General features: G+C 37.2%; 13 protein-coding genes. 3 read left to right on the forward strand and 10 right to left on the reverse strand.

Translation table 11 applies throughout. From position 1 onward, the window contains the following. Positions 1–11: 11 nt before the first annotated feature. The 10 genes from AC0L7T_RS22270 to AC0L7T_RS22315 all read right to left on the reverse strand — a co-directional run bounded on the left by AC0L7T_RS22270 (position 12) and on the right by AC0L7T_RS22315 (position 19,440). Complete coding sequence (locus AC0L7T_RS22270; RefSeq protein WP_473338526.1) at positions 12–911, reverse strand: 3-keto-disaccharide hydrolase; 900 nt, start codon at positions 909–911, stop codon at positions 12–14. Further along, positions 912–1,871 carry a polysaccharide deacetylase family protein gene (locus AC0L7T_RS22275; RefSeq protein ID WP_473338527.1) on the reverse strand — a complete coding sequence of 320 codons (960 nt, stop codon included), beginning with the start codon at positions 1,869–1,871 and terminating at the stop codon, positions 912–914. Beyond that, positions 1,858–3,525 carry a RagB/SusD family nutrient uptake outer membrane protein gene (locus tag AC0L7T_RS22280; protein WP_473338528.1) on the reverse strand — a complete coding sequence of 556 codons (1,668 nt, stop codon included), beginning with the start codon at positions 3,523–3,525 and terminating at the stop codon, positions 1,858–1,860. Before AC0L7T_RS22280 ends, AC0L7T_RS22275 begins: the two co-directional genes overlap by 14 nt. Before the next feature lie 17 nt (positions 3,526–3,542). Then, positions 3,543–6,707 (reverse strand): SusC/RagA family TonB-linked outer membrane protein, encoded by a 3,165-nt coding sequence (locus tag AC0L7T_RS22285; RefSeq protein WP_473338530.1) that lies wholly within the window; start codon positions 6,705–6,707, stop codon positions 3,543–3,545. Between the two features lie 799 nt (positions 6,708–7,506). Continuing rightward, entirely contained in the window at positions 7,507–10,605 is a 3,099-nt protein-coding gene (locus AC0L7T_RS22290) for a PVC-type heme-binding CxxCH protein (protein ID WP_473338531.1), read from the reverse strand. 28 nt (positions 10,606–10,633) lie between these two features. Then, complete coding sequence (locus tag AC0L7T_RS22295) at positions 10,634–12,439, reverse strand: RagB/SusD family nutrient uptake outer membrane protein (RefSeq protein WP_473338532.1); 1,806 nt, start codon at positions 12,437–12,439, stop codon at positions 10,634–10,636. Positions 12,440–12,468: 29 nt separating this feature from the next. Next, the gene (locus AC0L7T_RS22300) at positions 12,469–15,897 is read right to left on the reverse strand and encodes a SusC/RagA family TonB-linked outer membrane protein (RefSeq protein ID WP_473338534.1); all 3,429 of its coding nucleotides are present in this window, start codon (positions 15,895–15,897) and stop codon (positions 12,469–12,471) included. Positions 15,898–16,035: 138 nt separating this feature from the next. Then, positions 16,036–17,046 carry a FecR family protein gene (locus AC0L7T_RS22305; protein WP_473338535.1) on the reverse strand — a complete coding sequence of 337 codons (1,011 nt, stop codon included), beginning with the start codon at positions 17,044–17,046 and terminating at the stop codon, positions 16,036–16,038. Between the two features lie 437 nt (positions 17,047–17,483). After that, positions 17,484–18,119 carry an RNA polymerase sigma-70 factor gene (locus tag AC0L7T_RS22310; RefSeq protein ID WP_473338536.1) on the reverse strand — a complete coding sequence of 212 codons (636 nt, stop codon included), beginning with the start codon at positions 18,117–18,119 and terminating at the stop codon, positions 17,484–17,486. Between the two features lie 901 nt (positions 18,120–19,020). Further along, complete coding sequence (locus AC0L7T_RS22315) at positions 19,021–19,440, reverse strand: hypothetical protein (RefSeq protein WP_473338537.1); 420 nt, start codon at positions 19,438–19,440, stop codon at positions 19,021–19,023. A 400-nt stretch (positions 19,441–19,840) separates the two neighbouring features. Between AC0L7T_RS22315 and AC0L7T_RS22320 the strand changes: the two genes are divergently transcribed. The 3 genes from AC0L7T_RS22320 (at position 19,841) to AC0L7T_RS22330 (ending at position 21,603) form a co-directional block, all read left to right on the forward strand. Further along, positions 19,841–19,969 carry a hypothetical protein gene (locus tag AC0L7T_RS22320; RefSeq protein ID WP_473338538.1) on the forward strand — a complete coding sequence of 43 codons (129 nt, stop codon included), beginning with the start codon at positions 19,841–19,843 and terminating at the stop codon, positions 19,967–19,969. 61 nt (positions 19,970–20,030) lie between these two features. Beyond that, entirely contained in the window at positions 20,031–20,585 is a 555-nt protein-coding gene (locus AC0L7T_RS22325) for a hypothetical protein (RefSeq protein ID WP_473338539.1), read from the forward strand. A 565-nt stretch (positions 20,586–21,150) separates the two neighbouring features. Then, complete coding sequence (locus AC0L7T_RS22330; RefSeq protein WP_473338540.1) at positions 21,151–21,603, forward strand: DUF3052 domain-containing protein; 453 nt, start codon at positions 21,151–21,153, stop codon at positions 21,601–21,603. The last annotated feature ends 172 nt before the right edge of the window (positions 21,604–21,775 follow it).

The following is a 21,775-nucleotide window of genomic DNA, read 5'->3' on the forward strand; positions in this document are numbered from 1 at the left end:
GAATGGATTTTTTATTGGGACTTGGGTAAACAGACACATTCCCCTTTTTGAATAAAATAGGGCTTAAAGTTTTCACATTTCGGATTGGTACAACCAGAAAGGTTAAGAAGTTCTATACTTTTAAACTCCATTGGGTCATGGGCCTGAATGCCAATAAAACCCGTATTTAACAACATCCCTTCTTTCTGTATCCAATCTTCAGCATTCTTCACCTTGCCCTTAGCCCAGTCAAAGTCTTCGTTCACAAAACCACCTCCTATCTGAGACTTTTCATATTGAAGAACTGTCTCCCCATTAACAATATGCATTACAAGGGAATCACCCAAAACGACCAATTCCGCCTCTACCCATTGATTTCCCTCATAAGATTTAGAATCGGAGTCAATACAATGGGCCAGCTCTATTTCACCTTCCATTTCTACAAGGGTACCAATGGTACATAGATTTCCAGTCGGACGGTCTCCAGTGTTAAGCCCTCCCAGCAATTGAAATTCCATACAAACCGGATAACCTTGCTCTAACCCCATACTATTAAGTGATTGAGCATGGTATTCAATTCCGCCGTATTGGGTTTCCCAAGAGGGATTTTCAAACTGCCTACCGGTGAATCTGTATTCGAATTTCAATCTGTAATAAGCGTATGGTTTTTTATAAAACAAATGACCAATCTTAACATTGGTATCTCTTTTCTTGTCATAAACTTTTAGGATTCCATCTTCAAAAAGGAATATTTCCTCAGGATCAACATTGAGTTCATTTCCAGTTATTTTAACGTCCCAACCGTCTATATTTTTCCCATTTAATAATGAGATCCACTCTTCTTTTTCCGCTGACTTTTGACCGATGGTATCATAGGTATTTAAGAGTAAAGCAATAAAGAAAATGAAGCTTGACAAGCAAATCTTTTTCATCTAATTTCCCTCCTTTTTAGTTTTATAAAATCCTTCAAAAGTATCTGTACTCTGCTTTGTTTTATTGATATAAGAAAAGGTTAAATCTAACATCGCCATCTTATTATCAAACCTTCCCAAAGACCAGGGGTGCCAAATGAAAGTTATGTGTTCCTTTTTTTCTTTTTTTGCCGTTTCAATAAAATATTTATTGATCTGGAATTCTTCCATAGGTGTTTCTATATACCGTTTAGGAATAGCAATTTCAGGCCATTTAGTAGGCCAAACTACCATGGGAATATTGATTTTACTATGGCCTTTGAGCACATTCTCATGCCAACCATGCCCGGGAATTTCCCAAATTTCTTTAAACCCTTCTTTCTCGTAAGTAAAAGGGTCTACTATGTCAGCAGGGAGAGAAAACCCTGGTCCCCATAACATGGTACTAATGTATTTGTACCCTGCTTCATCCACTAATTCAAGAAGTTCCGGTTCATCTCTTAATCCCTCTGGGTAACCACAAGGTGTTCGAAAACCTAGAATATCCTTTCCAAAAACATCCTCGAGAATATGTTTGCTATCAATTATTTCTTTTCTAGCATCTATTGCCTTTCCGCATATTGGATGATCGAGCACTACCGTGTGACTAAATGAATGACTTGCAATTTCGAAAAGGGGATCATCAAGTAATTCCTTTACCATGCTAATATTCCCCTTATTCAAGATACTTGACACAATAAAAAACGTTGCAGGAATAGTATGCTTTTGGTGCATTTTTACAATCGTTTCCAGGTTTTCAATGCAGGCTTTTGATTCTGTATCATAAGCTGCAATAAACCTCGTTGATTGGCTGTCTGGATTTTCTTCAAACACACTTTCTCCAGCCATGTTAGAAAAGGGAAAATTGGATATTGAAGCCATTCCTACTCCACTTATTGTGGCAGTTTTTAGTATGAAATTTCTCCTATTAATTATTTCCATAACCTGGGTTTTGTTCTAATTTATCATTGCGCTCAATCGCCGATTGTGGGATTGGAAGTAAATAATTCTTAGCAGGATCAAATGCTCTATTGTCCCCACCGGTAGGCACTACTGAATAAACTTTTTTGCCATTTTCGACCTCAATTTTCATGGTATGTACCGTTCCAGGTATAAGGTCTTCAGCCAATCTCAACCTAATAAGATCAAACCAGCGCTTGTCTTCAAAACAAAGTTCTACCCTACGTTCCCTATGAATAGCTGTACGCATTCCATCCTGTGAAAGTCCTGGCTGCAATGGCGGGAGTTCCACTCTTGCTCTCACCTGATTAATCGCATCATAAACAGAAGCATCAGGGCCAGTGGCTTCATTTTGTGCTTCCGCATAGCTTAAGAGCACTTCAGCAAACCGGAAAATCACCCAATTGGCGCTACTGAGGTTGTTCCATCCATTTACATAGAATTGAGGTTCTATTCCTTTTCTAGGATGGTAAACCGTAGCTGGCCTATTGGTACTCCCGAAGTTTAAATCCAGCTCATTCAAACTCCCAGACCCTGTCCAGTATACCGACTCAAATCCCATCCATTTGGACCCGTCATAAATAATATCATCATAGAATCTCTTTTCTCTATTTTCGTAAGGGTTTTGTGGATCATAACCTGAGGCAGTATCAGATATAGGTAAGCCATTTGACATGGCATATTCATCTACTAGTTCCTGGGTTACATTTACTCCTGACCAGGATTGCTGGGCACCCCCCACCACCCCTATAGGTTGCAAACCGGATCTACTGTTGCCAATGCTTGTCCCTCCTAAATAGGTCTTATCAAATATCACTTCTTCATTGTTGTTATTCCCCTCATTAAGCAATGTTGCATGATCAGGGAACAAACTATAGGCATTTAAATCCATCACCTGCTTATTTGTAGCAGCTGCCAAAGCCCATTTTTCTATAGCGTTATCCGGGTTCTTCAATGGACTGGCATTGAACAATTCACACCAGCCTTTTAAAGTCAATGCAGCACCCTTCCCAGCTCTAGATAGTCCCGGATTAACTGGCAAATCATCCGCTATTGCTGCACACTCATCAACAATGAATTGATAGGTTTCTTCGTCGGTAGCCCTTGGTCTAAAAATCTCATCCCCCTGTGTATTCCGATCTAACACATCAGTGATAAGGGGTACACCTCCATAGGTCGTCCAGAGCAATGAATAAAAATAAGCCCTTAAAAAACGTGCTTCAGCAATTCTGGTTTTTTTCCAATCGGCATCCAAATCAGAATTTTCCGCATTTGATATGAAAATATTGCACCTACGAATATTGCTATATTGACTCCATTGCTGCAGACTTGAAGTGTTACCTGGTGTTTCTATACCCAAAACATAAAGGCCTCTACTCCCAGCCCAAAGATATTGACTCATGGTATTGTCAGTATAATTATCACCATGGTCAAAGAAATTTATTGGCCCCCTAATGCTTCCATAGATCCCATTTAAAATTAGGTCTGCATTGCCTTGGTCTTCCCAAAGTGTCGCGTCTGAAACCTGCTCTTTTGGAGTTACTTCCAAATAATCCTGACAAGAGATCATACCAAAGCATATCATTACAACTGACAATACAATTCTGACCTTTCGATATATAAATATAGTTTTCATGTCTTTCTTATTACAGATTAATAAATGGTTAGGTTAATTCCAGCGGAGATCACTCTTTGCTGCGGATAATCTAATCCTTGAGAATTAATTATTTCAGGGTCATAATTTATGATGGGCGTAAATGTTAGCAGGTTCTGTCCAGAAAGGAAAACTCTTGCATTTTGAATGCCCACTTTCTTACTCAATACTTCTGGTATATTATAAGCTAAATTCACATTCTTCAATCTCAAGTAACGGGAATCAAACATCAGGTAAGAAGAGGCCTGATTGTTATTTGAAGTTGGTGAAGGTGTGATACGGGTATGGGAAGCATTCCTATTTTCAGGGGTCCAGTAGTCCATGTTACTCATATAAGCACCACGCCCATTATTAAAAGGGTGCCAATAGCCTGATGGTCCATATATGTTTGTATTGTTACTTCCCTGAAACAACACATCTAATGAAAATCTCTTATAAGAAATATTTGAAAATATCCCATAAATAATCTGTGGAACATCGGCAACACCTATTGCTGTAATGTCATCATTGTCAATCTTTCCATCTTCATTAAGGTCATTGTACCGGACATCGCCTGGGAATACCTGTCCCCAAGGCTGGGTAGCAATTCCGTCAATCAAGTTGCCACTTTCATCAAAATCTTCTACTTGAAAATACCCCAATGATTCATATCCAAATCTCGTCCCCAATGGCCTTCCCGTCCTTCTTCTATTAGGATTGTCATAAGTTGTAGAGGTTTCAAACACTTCCAATAACCTGTTTTTGGCAAAAGTAAAGTTCCCTCCAAGTGACACTTGGAAATCGTTAGAAACAGCATAATCAGAATTAACCAGGAAGTCTAAACCTCTGTTGTCCATCACGCCTGCATTTACCTGGCTAAGCCCTACCCCATATTCGACCGGAACTACTACAGTAGGGTTTGTCAACATATTGGATCTCTTTTCATAAAAATAGTCTGCTTCTATTTGCAATAATCCTTTCCATAAAATCACTTCCAAACCTACATTTGTTTTCTTTGCACGTTCCCAGGTTATAAAAGGGTTGGATTCTATTCCTTCAGTTGCCCCCTGAACAGCTCCCCCGTCTAAAACCGCCACTGGACCGGATACATTGTATAAACTTAAGTATTGGAAAGGAGCCCCTGCCAGAGAACCTACTTCCCCATAGGATCCTCTAATTTTCAGGTTATCAACCCAATTCAAGTCTGCCATAAATTTTTCTTCTGATAATCTCCATCCCACAGAAAAAGCTGGAAAAAACCCAAACCTGGTTTCTGGCGCGAAATAATAGCTGCCGTCGTACCTACCCGTGGCCTCAAACAAGTATTTTTCACCATAATTATAAGTTGCACGGTAGACAACTCCCATTTGCCTGGCACTGGAAGATGTGCCGAAGTTTGTGATGTCAGCCAGACTAGAACTACCCATACTTAATTCAGCCACACCCAGATTATAATTTCTCCTGGTAGCGCCAAAGTTTAAGTAATCATTGCTTTTGGCTTCAAACAAAACCAAACCTCCAAAACTGCTTTTTCCAAACATCTTATCATAAGAGAGACTCGCCTGATAGGTAAGCTGTTTAGCATAATCCATGCTTTGGTTTAAGGAAGGTTTTGTTTGTTCGAAAATCCCACCTATAAATACATACGGTGTTTGAGTGGTATCTACAGACCAAAGATGAGAAGGCGTACGGAATGCTTTATTGCGGCTATAAGTAGGGTCAAAAGCAATCATTCCTCTTGCTTTCAGTCCCGGTATAAATGACAGGTCCTGTTCAATCGAAAGTTGGGTGTACAATTGGGAAATATTTGTTACAGAGGTACCACTACCATGTACATTATTCCATACATATTCTCCGCTCTCTCCATTTGAGAACAAGAGAGGTCTAATAGGTGAAGCATAATGCACCAGTTCAAATAACCTTCCAGTGGATATAGGTGGTGAACTATTTTTCTGCTCCCTTCCATTTATACTAAACGAAACCTTTGTTGTTTTGGAAACATCAGCATCGATATTCATGGTATAATTAAACCTATTTTGATAAGTAGGTTCCCATATTCCAGCCTGGTGTTGATAGCCAACGCTTGCGTAATATCTAACGCGCTCTGCTCCTCCACTTACCTCAATATTATGACTGGTAAGTGGTGTGTTTCTTTCGAACAACTCATCATAAACATTGTGGCTAGGGTGTCCATCAGGATCTGAACCATCTTTAAACTTTTCAAGATCATAGGCATCGTATAAAGGCTGCCCCCCAACATTAACACTTGCGGCATTCTTTAAAGTAGCATATTGAAATGCATTGGGTAGTTCTGGTAAAACCGTTGGATTCTGAAAACCTATATAACCATTATAGGTAATGGTTGGCACTCCTGTTTTACCTCTCTTGGTAGTTACTAGAATAACCCCATTGGCCCCTGCAACCCCGTAAGGAGCAACTGCGGCTGCATCCTTCAATACGGTTATACTTTCTACTGTATTCGGATCAAGGTTCTGAAACCCTCTAGGCACTCCATCTACCACTAAAAGCGGTTGCGTATTACCAGTTGATGACACTCCCCTTATATAAATATTATTGGCATCCCTTCCTGGTTCACCACTTGTCTGTCTTACTATTAATCCAGGAATTCGGCCACCCAATGCATTACTCATATTAGCGATGGGAACAGTAGCTATCTTTTCACCATCCAGTGTGGAAACAGCGGCTGTGACGGAAGTTTTCTTTTGTTCTCCATATCCAATTACTACCACTTCATTTAATTTCTGCACATCCTCTATCATTATAACCTGAATCACACTCTTACCAGCTACTGCCACCTCTTGGGTAATGTAACCTATAGAAGAGAAAACAAGTATGTCATCATTATTCGGCACACTTAAACTGAAAGAACCGTCTATATTGGTCACTACTCCTATTGATGTCCCTTTAATTAAAACACTTACTCCAGGTATTCCATTGTTTTCCGTTGCTGAAATCACCCTTCCAGAAATTTCAATGGCAATTTTTTCATTTTTAGACTTTGAAAGGGCTGTATATAAAACCCCAGGGTCTGGGGTACCTATGTTTCTCTTTTCTTTCGAAGAAACATCATTTGCCAGAGTGTTTCCAGCCAGTAGAAATAGGCTAAAAATTCCAATACAAGAATAATTGCCTAGTTTAAGGAATTTGTAAAATGATTTTTTCATGCCTTTGTGGTTATGGTTAAATGGTTTTCATTTTAAGGTTGTAATGGCAGATTATTAGCTGCTAAAGAAAAGGACATTGATTTATCCAAATAGCGAATTATGCTCTGCTACTATATAACCTACAAGTCAAGTGAAACCCGTAATGGCTTTTTAAAATTTTTTACTTATTTTTTATAAACAAAAAATAATTACTACCACAAGACATGGTTATTACAATCCATAGTATTCTAAAATCAAGAAGGTTTGGTAAATGGTCCGCTTTTAAAGGAAGGGTTGCAAATTTTGCCTTAGCTCTTCTAAGTAATTGGTGTGATCCCAAAAAAATTTACATAATGGAGATTAACCCGGATGCTAAGACCCCGGCAAAAAATGATGTTAGATAGCTAACTTGAGAGATTTCGTCAGTATTGTTGCGTAAAAAAGGCCACTATACCTTTAAAACACTGGGTTTATTCTTCTCTAATCCGTGACAATTGATCTCATAGAAATATAAACCCGAAATAGGCAATAGACCTTCTATTAATTGATGGATTAGAGACAGGCTCTACGAACGCTATTGCATGATCCTGATTAAAGCTTCTATTTCTATTGCCTCAATTCAACCTCGTATAATAAAAACCATATTCGGCAGGCTTATAAAGGGCTAAGAGATGAGAAAGCCTCGGGAATCTCCAGCATAACCTCAAGCCCTGAAAACAGGGTTAAATGTGTAAAATCAACTGTTTTAAGGCTTTCTTTTAGAAACTTAAATTAATAGGAGAAAATTTGAAAGTTATATTTTCTCCTATTAACAAAGTATTTATTGTCCCGCTTTACTTATAAATGTGATAAGATCTGCCATTTCTTGAATAGTCAGTCCAGACTCCAACCCATTAGGCATCAATGACTCCTCCGAACTTTCAATTTTTTCAATATTTGACCGTAAGAGCTCGATTTCGTCACCAAAGCTTCCTTGTAGTGTAATACTGCTTGCTGTTTCTGCGGTTACTATCCCTACCATGCTTTCACCATCATTGGTTACAATGGTATGCAATAGGTGATCGGGTGAAACATCCCGGTTTGGATCAATTATATCGACTAATAGTTTGGCTTTTCTACTTCCTAAGGTTGAAAGGTCCGGTCCAATAGCAAAACCATCCTCACCAATGCGGTGACATGAAGAACATTTAGCCCGATAAATATTTAATCCATTGTCCCTATCCCCTTCTTTATCAAGTGCTGAAACATAGGAGTTAATCACTTCTTGCCTCTTTTTGTCCACACTTTCTATCACCTTAATGGCTTTCTCTCTTATATTCTCATCACTGTGAGATTGTAAAAACCTAATTTGTGTGGAGGCTAATTCCGTGCTGGCAACCTTTTTATTCTCTATTTCTGTCAATAATAATTCTATACGCTCTGGCCGGCTAAGCATAAAAGCGATTACCTGTCGTCTTACATTTGGGGTATAGAAGCTCCACTTTTGCAACATCCTTTCAGCGACCTCTGCTCCCTTGAAAGTATTAAGAGATTCAATAACGGCCAGGTTTATATTTGTTGGTAAACTTGGATCCAGGAGTGGAAGGAGCAATTGTACAGCCTGCTCTTTTTCCGCCTGACCAATTACATGAATCGCCTGAATGCGTTCAGCATCTTGTTCCCCTTCATAGGCTACTACTTTAGCTCTCTTGAAAATGGCATTTAAATTAGGGTTGTCTTCAAAATTAAGATCACTTCCTGCTCGTTGAATACCATTGCTCAATGCAATAATAAATTCAAAAACAGCCGATTCATCAGGGAGGCCAGCTATGTACTTGATAATATTATCCACTACCAGGGGTTCATTCTGTGTACCTATCATCATGGCTAATTTTTCAATAAATTCATTTCGACCAGATGATTTTTTGAAATCTTTGCCTGATGCAATGGCTTTGAACATTTCTTCACCTCCATTTGCTAATGAACTCAAAACCGCTGCATGGATCCACTTATCCTCAATATTCTGGTTTAAAATAGTTTTCAAGGCATTTACTTTGCCTGGATGTTTAATTTCTCCCAAAGTAAATGCCAACTGGTACCGCACTTCTATATCAGTATCTGTAGAAAGCTGAAGCAACTTCTCTGTGAGCTGATTTTTAAACTTGTCTTCAATTCCACCCTTATAAAAATTCTCAGACAAAAGCACCGCATGTTTGCGCACACCTGCATTTGAATCATTGAGAGCTCTTAAAACATGTGTTACCGTCAAAGACTTGAGTCCTTCCAGAGCATACAAAGCATGAATTCTGCCCACCGGTGAATTGGAGGATTCCAATAATTTTTCGAGCATTGGGACTGCTGATTTATCCTGCCGCTGATAAAGTAATCTTGCTGCTGTTTCGTTGTGCCAGCCATTGGGATGTTCAAGCATGTTCACCAATTCACTTATAGATAAACTCCCTAAGTTGGTACGCTCAGGTTGTTCGAAACCTACTGGCACAATTCTATAAATTCGTCCCCTATCGTTTCCACTTTTTAAGTCCAGGTGTTGCTGAATTGCTGAAGGTATTCCGGAAGGTAAATCAATTACTTCCCGATACATGTCTGCAATATAAAGGTTGCCATCAGGAGAATTGGAAAATTGAACCGGTCGAAACCAGTTGTCACTAGAGGCCAAGAAATCAAACCCTTGTTCATCGAATGCTCTTGTAGCACGCATCCCTACTCCTGAAGGATTGAGATAAAGAGAATCTCGGTGCACCAAATTTCCGTTTGGTTCGCCAATAAAGGTACTTCCTCGATATGCTTCTGGCCAGGCATTCCCTTTATAAACAGTAATTCCACTGGATGATGTGATGTAGCTACCTCCATCATAGCCTACACCTCCTTGCCAAACTGAGCGCTCTCCTCCAGGCTTTTGCCATTGAAGATTCATGTTTTCATCCCTTACAAGTAAACCTTCGACCGTCCACCTGGTACGTAACTCCCTCCATGGGTCTTCCTTACTAATTCTAAATACTTCTGCAGCACCACCATCATCAGCTATATTAAGGTGGGCTCCAGGCATTATATACGCTGGATTCCTATTGACGTAATTGTCATCATACATGATCTGCTCGATATGACTGCTTTGTCTCGTAACATATTTTCTCCCCATATCATCGAAACTCATCCCATGCTGTAACCCTCCTGATTCTTTTGACACCTGGAGGGTAGCAGGGTCAAATGAAAAGTCATGTCCTTTGAGACTTAAACCTCCCTCCTCTTCCTCAGAACTGTCAACATGCCCGCCATTGCCGGAGGTAACTCCATGAATTCGATTATCAAGACCCCAGGTAAAACTATTGGGCATCTGCTGAACAAAGAAAGCAGGATGGCCTTCTGTTCCAAAACCACTAATCACTACTTTATTAATATCTGCCACTCCATCTCCAGTGGTGTCTTTTAAATAAAGAAGATTTGGAGTATCAGCTACGAATATGCCTCCATCATAACAGATTACCGCTGTTGGCCATCGAAGCTCATCGGCGAAAACGGTACTCTTGTCAAAAATACCGTCACCTGTGCTATCCTCTAATAAACGGATGCTACCAAGTTTTTTACCCAAAGTATCAATTTCCGGGTAATAGCGCATTTCAACAACAAATAGCTTCCCAAATTCATCAAAATACATTGCCATTGGATCCACTACCAGTGGTTCAGCAGCAACTTGTTCAATTTTGAAACCTTCTTTAATTTTAAAAGTCGATAAGGAAGCTTCTGGCTCAGTAGGCAATATCCGCAGATCGCTGGGATCTACATTGGGACCAGCTTCATTCTCATTGGTATTGCCTGGAGTATTACAGCTTGAAAATAAGGCCATAATAATAGCCGAAATAAGCAATGAAAATGGATAACACTTATTTATATTGATGGGGCATGAAAGAATTTTAAGGCGCATATTAAGATTAATTTAAATTATTTTTAGGTCAGTATCCTGGATTTTGTTCCAATTGGGGAGCACGGCTTATTTCATCGAAAGAAATAGGTATCCAATAAAACTTTTTATCATTTACAGCTCTCGTCTGCACATCTATTTCCTTCCAATTGGTATTTACCGTTCCGTCCTCTTTTATTGTTCTTTCGGTAATTACCATTCCTTTTGCATTTTTTAAATTTGTGGTCAGCAATTTCCATCTTCGTATATCGTACCACCTTAGGTTTTCGAAGACGAGCTCTATTCGCCTTTCTTTTCTCAATGCATCCGTAATGTCTTCATTAAAATCTGGGAGGCCGGACCTATTCCTAATCTGGTTTATGTAAAAAGAAGCCTCTTCTATTTCACCTAAAGCGATAAGTGCCTCGGCATAATTTAAGATTACCTCTGCATATCGAAATTCTACCCAGGCATTGTGGTTTTTCTCATCTCTTCCAATTATCTCGTCATCCAGGTGCTTTTTCATTAGGTATCCTGTATACCCTCCATCTTCCGGGGTCACTGGTCCTTGCCTTGTATCAATCCCCGGAATCACTTGTACTTCAATATTGTTTTCGACAGTAATCCTCGTGCGCCTGTCATATATACCTATTGGGTCTCTATCCTGAAGATTAGAAAAACGAGTTTGCCATTTGGCTCCATCAAATAAAATGGAAGCATAAAACCGTGGTTCACGATTATCGTAAGGGTTTTCGCTTTCGTATTTATTCGAAATGTTTATATAATAGCCATTGTCATCGACTTTAAAATGCTCAAAAAAATCAGAACCATCCTCCATCCGATAAGCATTGACAAGATCTTGGGTTGGGTTATTGGAACCCCAATTGCTATTCCCATTGGAGCCATTGTGCAGGTTGGTTAATCGTTCATCACCTACCCCCTGACTGAATAGCTTTCCCCAAATTACTTCTGGATTATCCAGACCTCTTTGCTTAAAAAAAGCATAATAATTATCTGCAACCTGATTTGGCTCACCAAAATTTTCCAGAGAATAAATGCCTAAGTCTATGACAGCTTTTGCCGCATCTTTTGCTGATTTCCAACGTGCCGTTCTATCAGGGTTAATAAAACCCACCAATTCATTGTCAACTGAACCATCCGCTACTAAATCACTTGCCGCAAATAAAAGCACCCTTGACTTTAATGCCAATGCAGCTCCTTTTGTTGCTCTTCCTGATTCCGTTTCATTTTTACCCAAAAGTTTTTGAGCAGCCAAATCGCATTCGGAGGAGATAAAATCGATGGTTTCTTCAAATGACGATCTTCCAATCTCCGAGTAATCGTCTCCTAGTTGTAAGGGCTCGGTGAGTAAGGGTAATCCGCCATAGGTTAGCGCAAGTTTAGCATAACATAATGCCCTTAGAAAAATGGCCTCCCCTTTCATCAATTCTATTCTTTCTGCTAAACCTTCAGTTTCACTGTTGTGAACTAGTAGGTTATCTATATTCTTCAAAAAGGAATTTAGAGAATGAATATTTTTATACAATCCCCAATTAATATGGTTGAGGAATTCATTCGCAAATGGCCCTTGACTCGCAGATGTCAAATTCCCTTCAAGATATATGTCCGTTCCGAAGATGTGGATGAAATAAATATCATCAGAAACAGCATCTAAATTAATTAGGCTATTCCAACCATTTTGAAGATTTAAATTATGATAACAACCTTTCAAGAAATTATCTGATAGGTTTAAATCATTCCAGACGATGGTTTCAGAATACCGATCCTTCGGCTCTTGTTCTAAGACATTATCACATGAACTCATGATTATCAGCAATAATAAAAGAAGACTTCTCATAGCTTATTTATTAAAGTTTAATTTTTTTATTAGAAAGTTAGATTTCCACCTATTGAAAATGTTCTCATCAGTGGATAGGTTTGGGTATTACTTACCTCTGGGTCAAAAATTTTATTCTTGTTATAAACCAAGAATAGATTTTGCCCTGAAATAAAAACTTGTGCCTGTTCTAGACTTAATAATTTTGTTACTTTTTCTGGAATTGTATAGGCTACCTGAACGTTCTTCAACCTTGCATAGCCCAGCTTATGGAATCCATAATCTGTTAAATAGGATGCTCGCCAATATTCTTCAACCTTATCAAATGCCCGTGGCTTTGAAGCGTCAATATTATCTGGATTCCACCTATCAATTACATCGTACCTAAAATAATTGCCTGCTGTACCCTGCCTGGTATCTGTATATACATTCCTAACAGCATTCTCTACTCCCTGAAATAAAAAGGTAAGGGCAATATTTTTGTAGGAGACACTGCTATTAAGGCTAAATGATATTTCTGGATCCTCTGTAAATGGAAGTAATATTCTATCATTAGGATCAATGTCTCCGTCATTGTCTACATCTCTAATTATAATATCACCAGGTCTCGCCCCTGGTACACTCGGCAAGGACTCTACATGGGCTTCATCCCGAAAAACCCCTTCGGATTTATACAATAAATGGGATCCTTGTGGCATACCAGTTCTGATTTGCCAGGGTACATTCTGTACTGGTTCGTCAAATTCAACCACCCTGTTTCTTGTGAAAGCAAATCCCGCATTGAAGTTATAGGACAAGCTGGAAGTACCTCCTTTGTACCCAAGCATCATTTCCACCCCTTTGTTATTTACGATACCAAAATTCTCATCCGGAAGATTTAATCCCGTGAAATTTGGCACCGAGGCATTTCTTCTTATTAGAATATTACTTCTTTGCTCGTAAAAAAAATCAAGCTCTAAACTCAATGCATAATTTAATAGGTAAGATTCTAACCCAAAATTATACATTTTGGCAACTTCCCAGGTAATATTTGGGTTAGGAGCCCCACTTTGATACAATGCTTGAGAGTAAACTGGGTTTGAACCCAAAAGTATCCCATTTCCAAAATTATAGCTTGATAAATATTGAAAAGGCTCAACCATATCATTTCCCATTTTAGCCCAGGATGCTTTAAGCTTAAATTCGTTTATAGATGGCAAGTTGTCTTTCCACCAGGAATGTTCTGAAACCCTCCATCCTGCTAGTACGCTAGGGAAATTCCCCCAACGACCACTCTCTTTTGAAAATCTCAATGATCCATCTCTTCTAAACCCCAATTGAAGTAAAAACCGATCCTTAAAATCATAATTGACCCTGGAAATAAAATTGACCCTGGCATCAATGTCCACCCAACCTCCATTATCCTTTTCTGGATCTCCTCCTGCAAACAAGTAAGGGAGTTGATCAGAATTAAAAAATCTTCGGAAGGCATTAATTCCCTGCCCTTCATAGGTCGCATTTTCATAAGCTACAAAGCCACTAATATTATGATTTTCACCGAATGTATCTGCATAAGAAATCTTGAGGTTTAAAGATGAGTTCTCTGTGTCGTCATAATAATCCGTCAACATAGGCTCTGAAATGGTCCCAGCCCTATAGGGTATAAGAAAATCCTCGCCATTCTCAACGCCTGTATTTCCCGCAGCTTCATATGAAGCTTTATCAAAATCGTACAAAGTATACGGCGTTTCGAAAATTTTCCGTTTTAGAAGATATTTATCGAATGAGTAAGAAGCGTCTACGACTAAATTATCTATTCCAGGTATCCTTAGGGTACCAAACAATAAATTATTACTCCTATAAGTAACATCATTATTAAACCCAGGCGCTAAGGATGGGGTTACTATTGGCTGGTCCCCATATTCTATATCTGGTCCCGGTTTGTCTGTTCCAGGAAAAACCGCATGTCTATAAGGATAGTTTCTCACTATTGAGGTGAATATATTACCAGAGGATTTTACCGAACTTTCTCGATCCCCTTTTGCGCCATTGATGTCTACCCCTACATCAAAAAATTTATTTACCTTAATATCTATCCTGCCTTTTAAATTAATTCTATTAAAAGAAGTCCCGGAATTTTTATAAATCCCTTCCTCATTCATGGACCCAAAAGAGACATAATAATTGATATCTGAACTGCCACCATTTACTGAAAAAGCATGGCTTCCAATCCTGCTATTATTTGCCAATGCTTCATCATACCATTTTGTATTTGGGTGAGTCCATGGCAACATCCCACCCCTATATTTCTCTATATCGTCTTGAGTGAAGGTCATGTTATTCTCGTCATTACCCCTATACAACTCGACCTCTCTAATCATTTCGGCATATTCCCATGAATTGGCCATTTCAGGAAGATTAGTTGGAGATTGAATTCCTTCATAAAACCTGTAATTAAACAAAGGAGCTGATGCAGCTGTGCCCTTTTTTGTTGTTACCAGTATAACACCATTGGCAGCTCTAGCTCCGTAAATAGCCGCCGATGCATCTTTTAAGACGGTTATGCTTTCTACATCATTGGGATTCAAGGAATTCAAATCTCTTCCCTGAATCCCATCGATAACCACTAATGGAGAATTGTTACCAAGCGTTGCATTACCTCTAACCAATAAGTTTGAACCATTTAATCCAGGCTCTCCACTCCTTTGCTGAACCAACAATCCAGGGAGGCGTCCTGCAAGTGCGTTCGAAATATTTGGAACCGGAGAGGAGGTCAGTTCTTTACTATTTATGGTTGCTACTGACCCAATTACATTGACTTTCTTCTGAACACCGTAGCCTATAACAACAAATTCATCTAGTTTTTTCAGGTCTTCCTCCATGACAATATCAATTACTGTTCTATTATTGATTGATACTTCCTGGTCTATGTATCCAATTGAAGAAAAAACTAAAATGCTTTGGTCATTGGTAACCGTAATATTGTATTTGCCATCAACATCGGTTATGGTGCCAGATGATGTTCCCTTTTCCATGATGCTTACTCCTGGAATCCCTAAATTATCAAATGAGGAGGTGACTGTTCCTGAGACACTTACTGCATCTTCTACAATGATTAAAGGGCTTTCATCCCTATCAAATATTGATTGCTTCCTTACACTTATATTATTATTGGTTTGTTGAAATGCCAATTTAGAAGTAAGCGATATTTCTTTTAAAATAGCTGCCACGGAATTTCTCCCTTCCTGCTTACTAAAATACATTTTTAAGAAGGAATCTTTATTATCAAAAGTAAAGAAAAAGTCCGTTTTGGATTCTATGTCTGCAAATACTTCAATAAGAGAAGTGTTTTTATAACCTGTCTTAATGATCACTTCATGAATGCTCTTAGCTTCTTCTACCTCATTCGAGTAGGAAGGATTAACTATTAACAACTGAAACAAAAACACAACATTTAAATACCTTATTAATCGGAATACATTATAATATAAATTTTTCATGGTGTTGTGGTTGAAGATTAAATATAATTAAACTACGGTATTACTTTTTACAAGTCCACATCCTCTTCAAGAGTTATACTCTTTAAAATATTTTTTAATGGATATTAAATAGTTGGCTAATTAAATTATATACTTGTATTATTTAAATTTTATTAAAACTTGTTTATTTTGAATATTAAAATTGATATTCTTGTTAAAACTGATATCCTGTAAAATATTCTTTAGATCCTCACGCTGATACCTGGCTCTAATTTTCCAGTCATCTGGTGCTTTTCCTTCTACCGTTACAGTCACACCATACCACTTTTCTATTGAATTTTTGAAACTGTTGAAAGAGGCACCGTCGAAAATTAGAATGCCTTCTTTCCAGCCAAATGATTTATCGTAGTCAAATGGTTGCTTTAAAAAAGTAGGATTGATATTTGAAGCAATTACTTCCTGTCCAGGAGACAAATAGATAGATTGATTCTCCTGCTTATTTTGAATGCTAACCTTTCCTTCTAACAAGGAAATAATCAACTCTTCATCCTCTGGGTATCCTTTAATATTAAAAGAAGTCCCCAACACCACAGTTTTGATTTCACCGGTTTCCACAATGAAAGGTTTATGTTTGTTCCTGGCCACTTTAAAAAAGGCTTCACCTTTTAATTGAACCAATCGAGTGTTACCAGAAAAATTATCCTCATACTTCAGTTCACTTTCAGCATTCAGCCATACCTTGGTGCCATCTGGAAGGAGATGACTTGATCTTTGTCCGGCAGGATTTACCAAAACTTTCCAAGAAATAGTTTCAGGACTAGAATTATCCCCTGGAATTATTTGAGTAATTAGCCAGGAAACCAGCAGAAACATTAAAAGAACTGCAGCAATTTTTGCGCAATAAACAAACACTTTCGACCGATTAAGTTGGGTTACTTTAGTTTCTCTTTTCTCTTTACCTGCTGCCCATATTCTATCTCTTGCCTCTTTCAAATTACCGCTGTATTCCTCTGATAAGGGCATCTCCCATATATCTTTAAGACGTCCAAACGTTTCTCTGTTAGCAGAAGAAATGTTTAACCATTTCTCCAATTCCTCTTTTTCACTGTCTGAAGCCCTACCACTCAGGTACAAGCTAATTAGAAGATCTATGTCGGTATTCTGGCTCATGTATTGTTCTTTATGATTATATAACCAACAGCCAGAGGAAAACCCGTAACTGAAATGGTGAAAAATATTTTTATGCTGTTAATTCTTTAATTTATAACCTTGCGAAAATCGGAAACTCTAGAAAGGCAAAAGACTTTAATCAAGGGTTATGGCAAGATAAGTGAAAGAATAGGAAGCAATTATATAGTGGTATTGTGGCCTATTTGAAAAGAATTTCAAAAAAAAACATCAATACAGGTTAGCTGCCTAATATTGCTTTTACCTGGTCTTGGAAACGGTATTAAAAATATAGGATTTGGACAGGATTATTCTTAAAAAAAAAGAAATGACGAAAAATAAAAACCATGTGTAAAACCTTAGTTTAATTTTTCAAGGTAATGTGAACGGTATCAAAAAATACATTTTGATTTGGATGGATTTTATCGAGCGGCTAAATTCTATATGTATCGTTCGTACGTAAATAAGGTCGAAATTAAGATTATCACAAAATTCTTTACCACCATTTTCACTTCTTTCCAGTATAAATATTGTTCAACCTCTTTTCTTAGATTCTTCATGGCAAGTTTCAAATGAACCTCAACGGTACGTTCAGAAATCCTCATGATTTGGGCTACTTCCTTATAGCTTTTTTTCTCTTCTTTTATTAGAAAATAAACCATTTTTCGTTTTGGAGGGAAATTCTTAATTGCTTTAAGTATCCGAATACGCAATTCCTTCTCCACAAGCAATTCATGAGGATCTGAAATTGAATTTCCTATTGGCTGGAAAGCTTTTACTTCTTGAAAATAAAGGTCGCTTCGATTTTGTTTATTAATATAATTAAGGGCTTTGTTTTTAACTGATAAATAAAGATAAGATTCAAAATGTTCAAGAGCGAAAACCCTCTGCCGATGAACCAACATATTGGTAATTACATCGGAGACTATATCCTCCGCTTGTTCTGTAGAAGACACATAATTTTGAGCGAACTTAATTAGTTTGGGGTAGTAATGATCAAAAAAATCATCAAACGCTTCTTTATTTCCCTTAGCAATTCGAGAAAAACATTCATATTTTTTTTTTGAATTGATCATTTAAAATTTGATTGGGATGATAACATTAAATATTGCCATTGAATTGCTAAGGCAGATTCTGAATAGATCTAGAATAATAAATAGTTGGCTTGAATTAATGTACTAAACCGCACAGGTTTCAAAAAGAAACCTTAATCGCTATACTTAACCCCATTAAGGCATCAATGAATATTCTTGAAATCCCTCATTAAACTGGTATAATATCAGGAATTTTAAATTCACATACAAATAATAACTTATAATTGAGAATTATACAAAAAAATGTTAATTATCAAAAATATACAGTAAATAAATTGCCTATAGTAAAGGTTTAATGAAGTTTATTTATCAAAAAATTATAATTAAATGCCCAATCCTATTCTATTGCTCAATAAGTGGGTGAATTAACAAAATTGAATTAAATGAATTAAAGATATACCTTCAAAATGGAAGCAGGCTTTTCAAAAACTAATCGCTTAAATACCCCAAACACAACTACAATTTAAACTAATTAAAGATTCAACCCAGATTTGAACATGGGCAAATCTAGGCTTAGGAATAATTATATTGAATTAGATGGAATGGCCCTTTAGGGTTTTAACCTTAACTTTTTAACAAACAGGAGTGCTGCAAACAATTAAGTTTTCAAGGGTGCTGAGTTTAGTTTGTAAATAATTTCACCTTAGCTTTTCACAAATCATTTCCCTTAAGAGTGTATTGAATTCTTGAAACGAAAAGCCTGGCGATTGACCGAATTTGAAATGAATTCGGCAGGTAATAGATTGTCTATTGCCTAAAGGAAATTAAGAATACAAACCAAAAATACTTGTTGAAAAAGTGATACTTAGTCCTTTGGTTCTATATACAATTCGACTTAATGTAGATTCAAAATCACTTCACAAATGAACCCGAAAATGGCACGTTAGGCCAACCATGGATTCTTAAGAAATTCATCAAAGTGATCTTCTTTTTTCACGATTAACGCCATGTCTTCACCATCTTCATTAATAGGACTAAAGGCATAGTCGTGACAGATGAAATATACAAGGTTCGAAGGTGCCGGTGATCTGTATACTCCAGACAAAAATCGATAATTATAACCCATGGCATCAAGCACTTCTTTTCTTACCGTCGCCTTGCTTACAGGACACAGTGTTTTCAATATTCTTCGGTTTTTTCTGATAATACTATTTACCTGTTGGATTTGCTTATCCTCTGAGCGTTTGGTCTTGTTGTTATAGGTATTGCGACAATAGTCATTACAATACTTTTTGTCCAATCTTCCCGCAATTGGTTTGGCACACTGCAAGCATTTTTTCATTTCGGGCTCCTCTATTTCCATAGTTACATTCAATCATTAGTTTGTAAAGCTAATCAAATTTATCCATTTATTTAAATGCTTATAATCGACTAAATCTATATTTAATATGGTTAAATGCTACAATAGTATAAATAACTCTTTTTTTGGCTTCTAGACTTTTTGCAACCAATTCCAAGTTAGATTTATAGCTTTACACCTAAGTATTCACATAAAAATTATTGCGATGCTATTGATTCTATCTTCAGAATGCTTAATTTAACAATGCGAAACAAAAGGAACTTTTTCAACAGTTTTTATAACCGAAACTTGGGCAATAATTAAGCATTTATTCAGCTACAGAATCCCAACCGAGAATAATATAAACATGCAAAAATGAAAGCTGAAATACCTAAGAGAAATGGGGCTTCAGCTCAGAAAAAAAATGAACATTTTGAACCCGAAATATGCAATAGACAAACTGTTGGAGGATGAGTACACTTCCACTGAAAAAAAGTCAAGACAGGCGGAGAAAAGTTCACGAAACCCAATTCAACAATCCGAGTTAAAGTAAATTGATCTGATAAAATAAAGTTAGATTTTTAAACAAAGCTAAAACCATAAATATTTTCTATATGCATTTTTCAAAAATAATACTTTGTCATTTTTTAATGCTTTTTAGTCCTGTGCTTTTTGCTCAAGAATCAATAGACAAGGTAAAAAGTATTAATGGGCTAGAACTTGGTTCTACACTTGAAAGCCTTCAAAGTCAACTTCAACTAATAACTGGAAAAGAAACAGTCTATCAAAACAACCCATTTCTGGCGGAGAGTCTCGAAAGAAATTTAGCAGCAGGAATTCAGGAAGGAATTTATCAAGGCCATCCCTTGAGAATTATTAATGGAGTAGAAGCTCATGACGTGAGGTTGATTTATTTATCCGGTCTGTTATATAAATGTAGATGGACATTTAACAAACGTGACCTACCCAATATGGAAAGTGGGTTCAAAGACTTCATCATTTTTTTTAGTAAAAAATTTGGTCCTCCCACCCAAAAAATCTTCAATGACACATTCATCTGGGATGGAGATAGCAATAGGCTCACCATAAGTTATTTTGATGGAAGCATACAAGTTGAATGGAGAGACAATGTTTCTGAGAAAAAAGCAATGCAACTCACTCAGGATTAATCAAATTACATGAATAAAGAAGTTGAATAAACTTGTTAAAAATAATTGTGGCAAAAATCCAAATACCTGACTAAAAGCTACCATTTTAAGCAGCTACTTGAATCGAACCCTTAAATGGAATAGTCTATATAGACGCAATTATCCAATAATAAATAGATGATGTTGTCCCTGCCGTCATGGCAAAAAATGGCAGGTTTACGGTACGGTACCAGAAAAAATTCTGAATTAGCTATTTCATTACTTTTATTATTTTAAAAAGATGATAACCCTCTGTATTAGGGCATGCTTTTACCTGCTTGTACTTCGGGTTTGTCCCATATAGCCAATATTTCCAAATCCCCCTAAAATGGGACATTCCAATCTTATGTGCTCATTATTGAGCCAATACCTTACAGGTTTTTAATAAAAAGGCCCTCACTCCCATTGAATTCTTCTCTGAAATGCTTAATTTAATAAGGAAAACAAGCCCACAGTGGCGGTAACAAGTCCAATTTTTACGCATCCCTGTAGTTTATCTTGGATATAGACAATGCCTGTACACAAGCTAATATGAATACATAATACTATGAAAACATCAGGTTATTCAGGTACTCCACTTGCAACAAAGCTTGGAATTAAAGAAGGGTTTAAAATAAAAATTGTGAATGGTCCGGACTATTATTTTGAACTGTTTACAGATTTCCCTTCAGAAACCCATATCCTATCGGATTATAATACAAAAAAGGATTTCATACATGTTTTTGTCAAAACTATAGCAGAACTCACTAAGGCTATCAACCAGTTGAATCAGGAAATCGAACAAAATGGAATTATATGGGTTTCCTGGCCAAAAAAAACATCCAAAGTGGAAACAACACTTAATGGGAATATAGTAAGAGAAATTGGATTGGAAGCTGGCCTCGTGGATATAAAAGTTTGTGCTATTGATGAGATTTGGTCCGGACTAAAATTTGTAATACCGGTAAAGAACAGAAAAAAGAATAGACGCCAGAGGAATACAAAGATTTATATATACTAAACCACATAAAACCAGATTTTTATCTCAAAACCAAATAGCTTCACTGAAAATAAAACAGATGGTGCTTTGCCTAGCTTCGGGTAGCTCGCCTTTGGCGCAATGTATTCAATTCTCAAAAGCAAAATGCCAATTCCCAGTGCCAATCGAAAACCCTAATGGCCCTATTAAAACG

This window comes from Cyclobacterium sp. 10D3-21, assembly GCF_055809755.1.

Bases quoted from the DNA above. Each gene is read 5' to 3' on its own strand.
- AC0L7T_RS22320 (WP_473338538.1), top strand. From the start codon at position 19,841: ATGAACATTTTGAACCCGAAATATGCAATAGACAAACTGTTGGAGGAT.
- AC0L7T_RS22280 (WP_473338528.1), bottom strand. From the start codon at position 3,525: ATGAAAACTATATTTATATATCGAAAGGTCAGAATTGTATTGTCAGTT.
- AC0L7T_RS22270 (WP_473338526.1), bottom strand. From the start codon at position 911: ATGAAAAAGATTTGCTTGTCAAGCTTCATTTTCTTTATTGCTTTACTC.
- AC0L7T_RS22305 (WP_473338535.1), bottom strand. From the start codon at position 17,046: ATGAGCCAGAATACCGACATAGATCTTCTAATTAGCTTGTACCTGAGT.
- AC0L7T_RS22330 (WP_473338540.1), top strand. From the start codon at position 21,151: ATGAAAACATCAGGTTATTCAGGTACTCCACTTGCAACAAAGCTTGGA.
- AC0L7T_RS22315 (WP_473338537.1), bottom strand. From the start codon at position 19,440: ATGGAAATAGAGGAGCCCGAAATGAAAAAATGCTTGCAGTGTGCCAAA.
- AC0L7T_RS22290 (WP_473338531.1), bottom strand. From the start codon at position 10,605: ATGCGCCTTAAAATTCTTTCATGCCCCATCAATATAAATAAGTGTTAT.
- AC0L7T_RS22300 (WP_473338534.1), bottom strand. From the start codon at position 15,897: ATGAAAAATTTATATTATAATGTATTCCGATTAATAAGGTATTTAAAT.
- AC0L7T_RS22275 (WP_473338527.1), bottom strand. From the start codon at position 1,871: ATGGAAATAATTAATAGGAGAAATTTCATACTAAAAACTGCCACAATA.
- AC0L7T_RS22310 (WP_473338536.1), bottom strand. From the start codon at position 18,119: ATGATCAATTCAAAAAAAAAATATGAATGTTTTTCTCGAATTGCTAAG.
- AC0L7T_RS22325 (WP_473338539.1), top strand. From the start codon at position 20,031: ATGCATTTTTCAAAAATAATACTTTGTCATTTTTTAATGCTTTTTAGT.
- AC0L7T_RS22285 (WP_473338530.1), bottom strand. From the start codon at position 6,707: ATGAAAAAATCATTTTACAAATTCCTTAAACTAGGCAATTATTCTTGT.
- AC0L7T_RS22295 (WP_473338532.1), bottom strand. From the start codon at position 12,439: ATGAGAAGTCTTCTTTTATTATTGCTGATAATCATGAGTTCATGTGAT.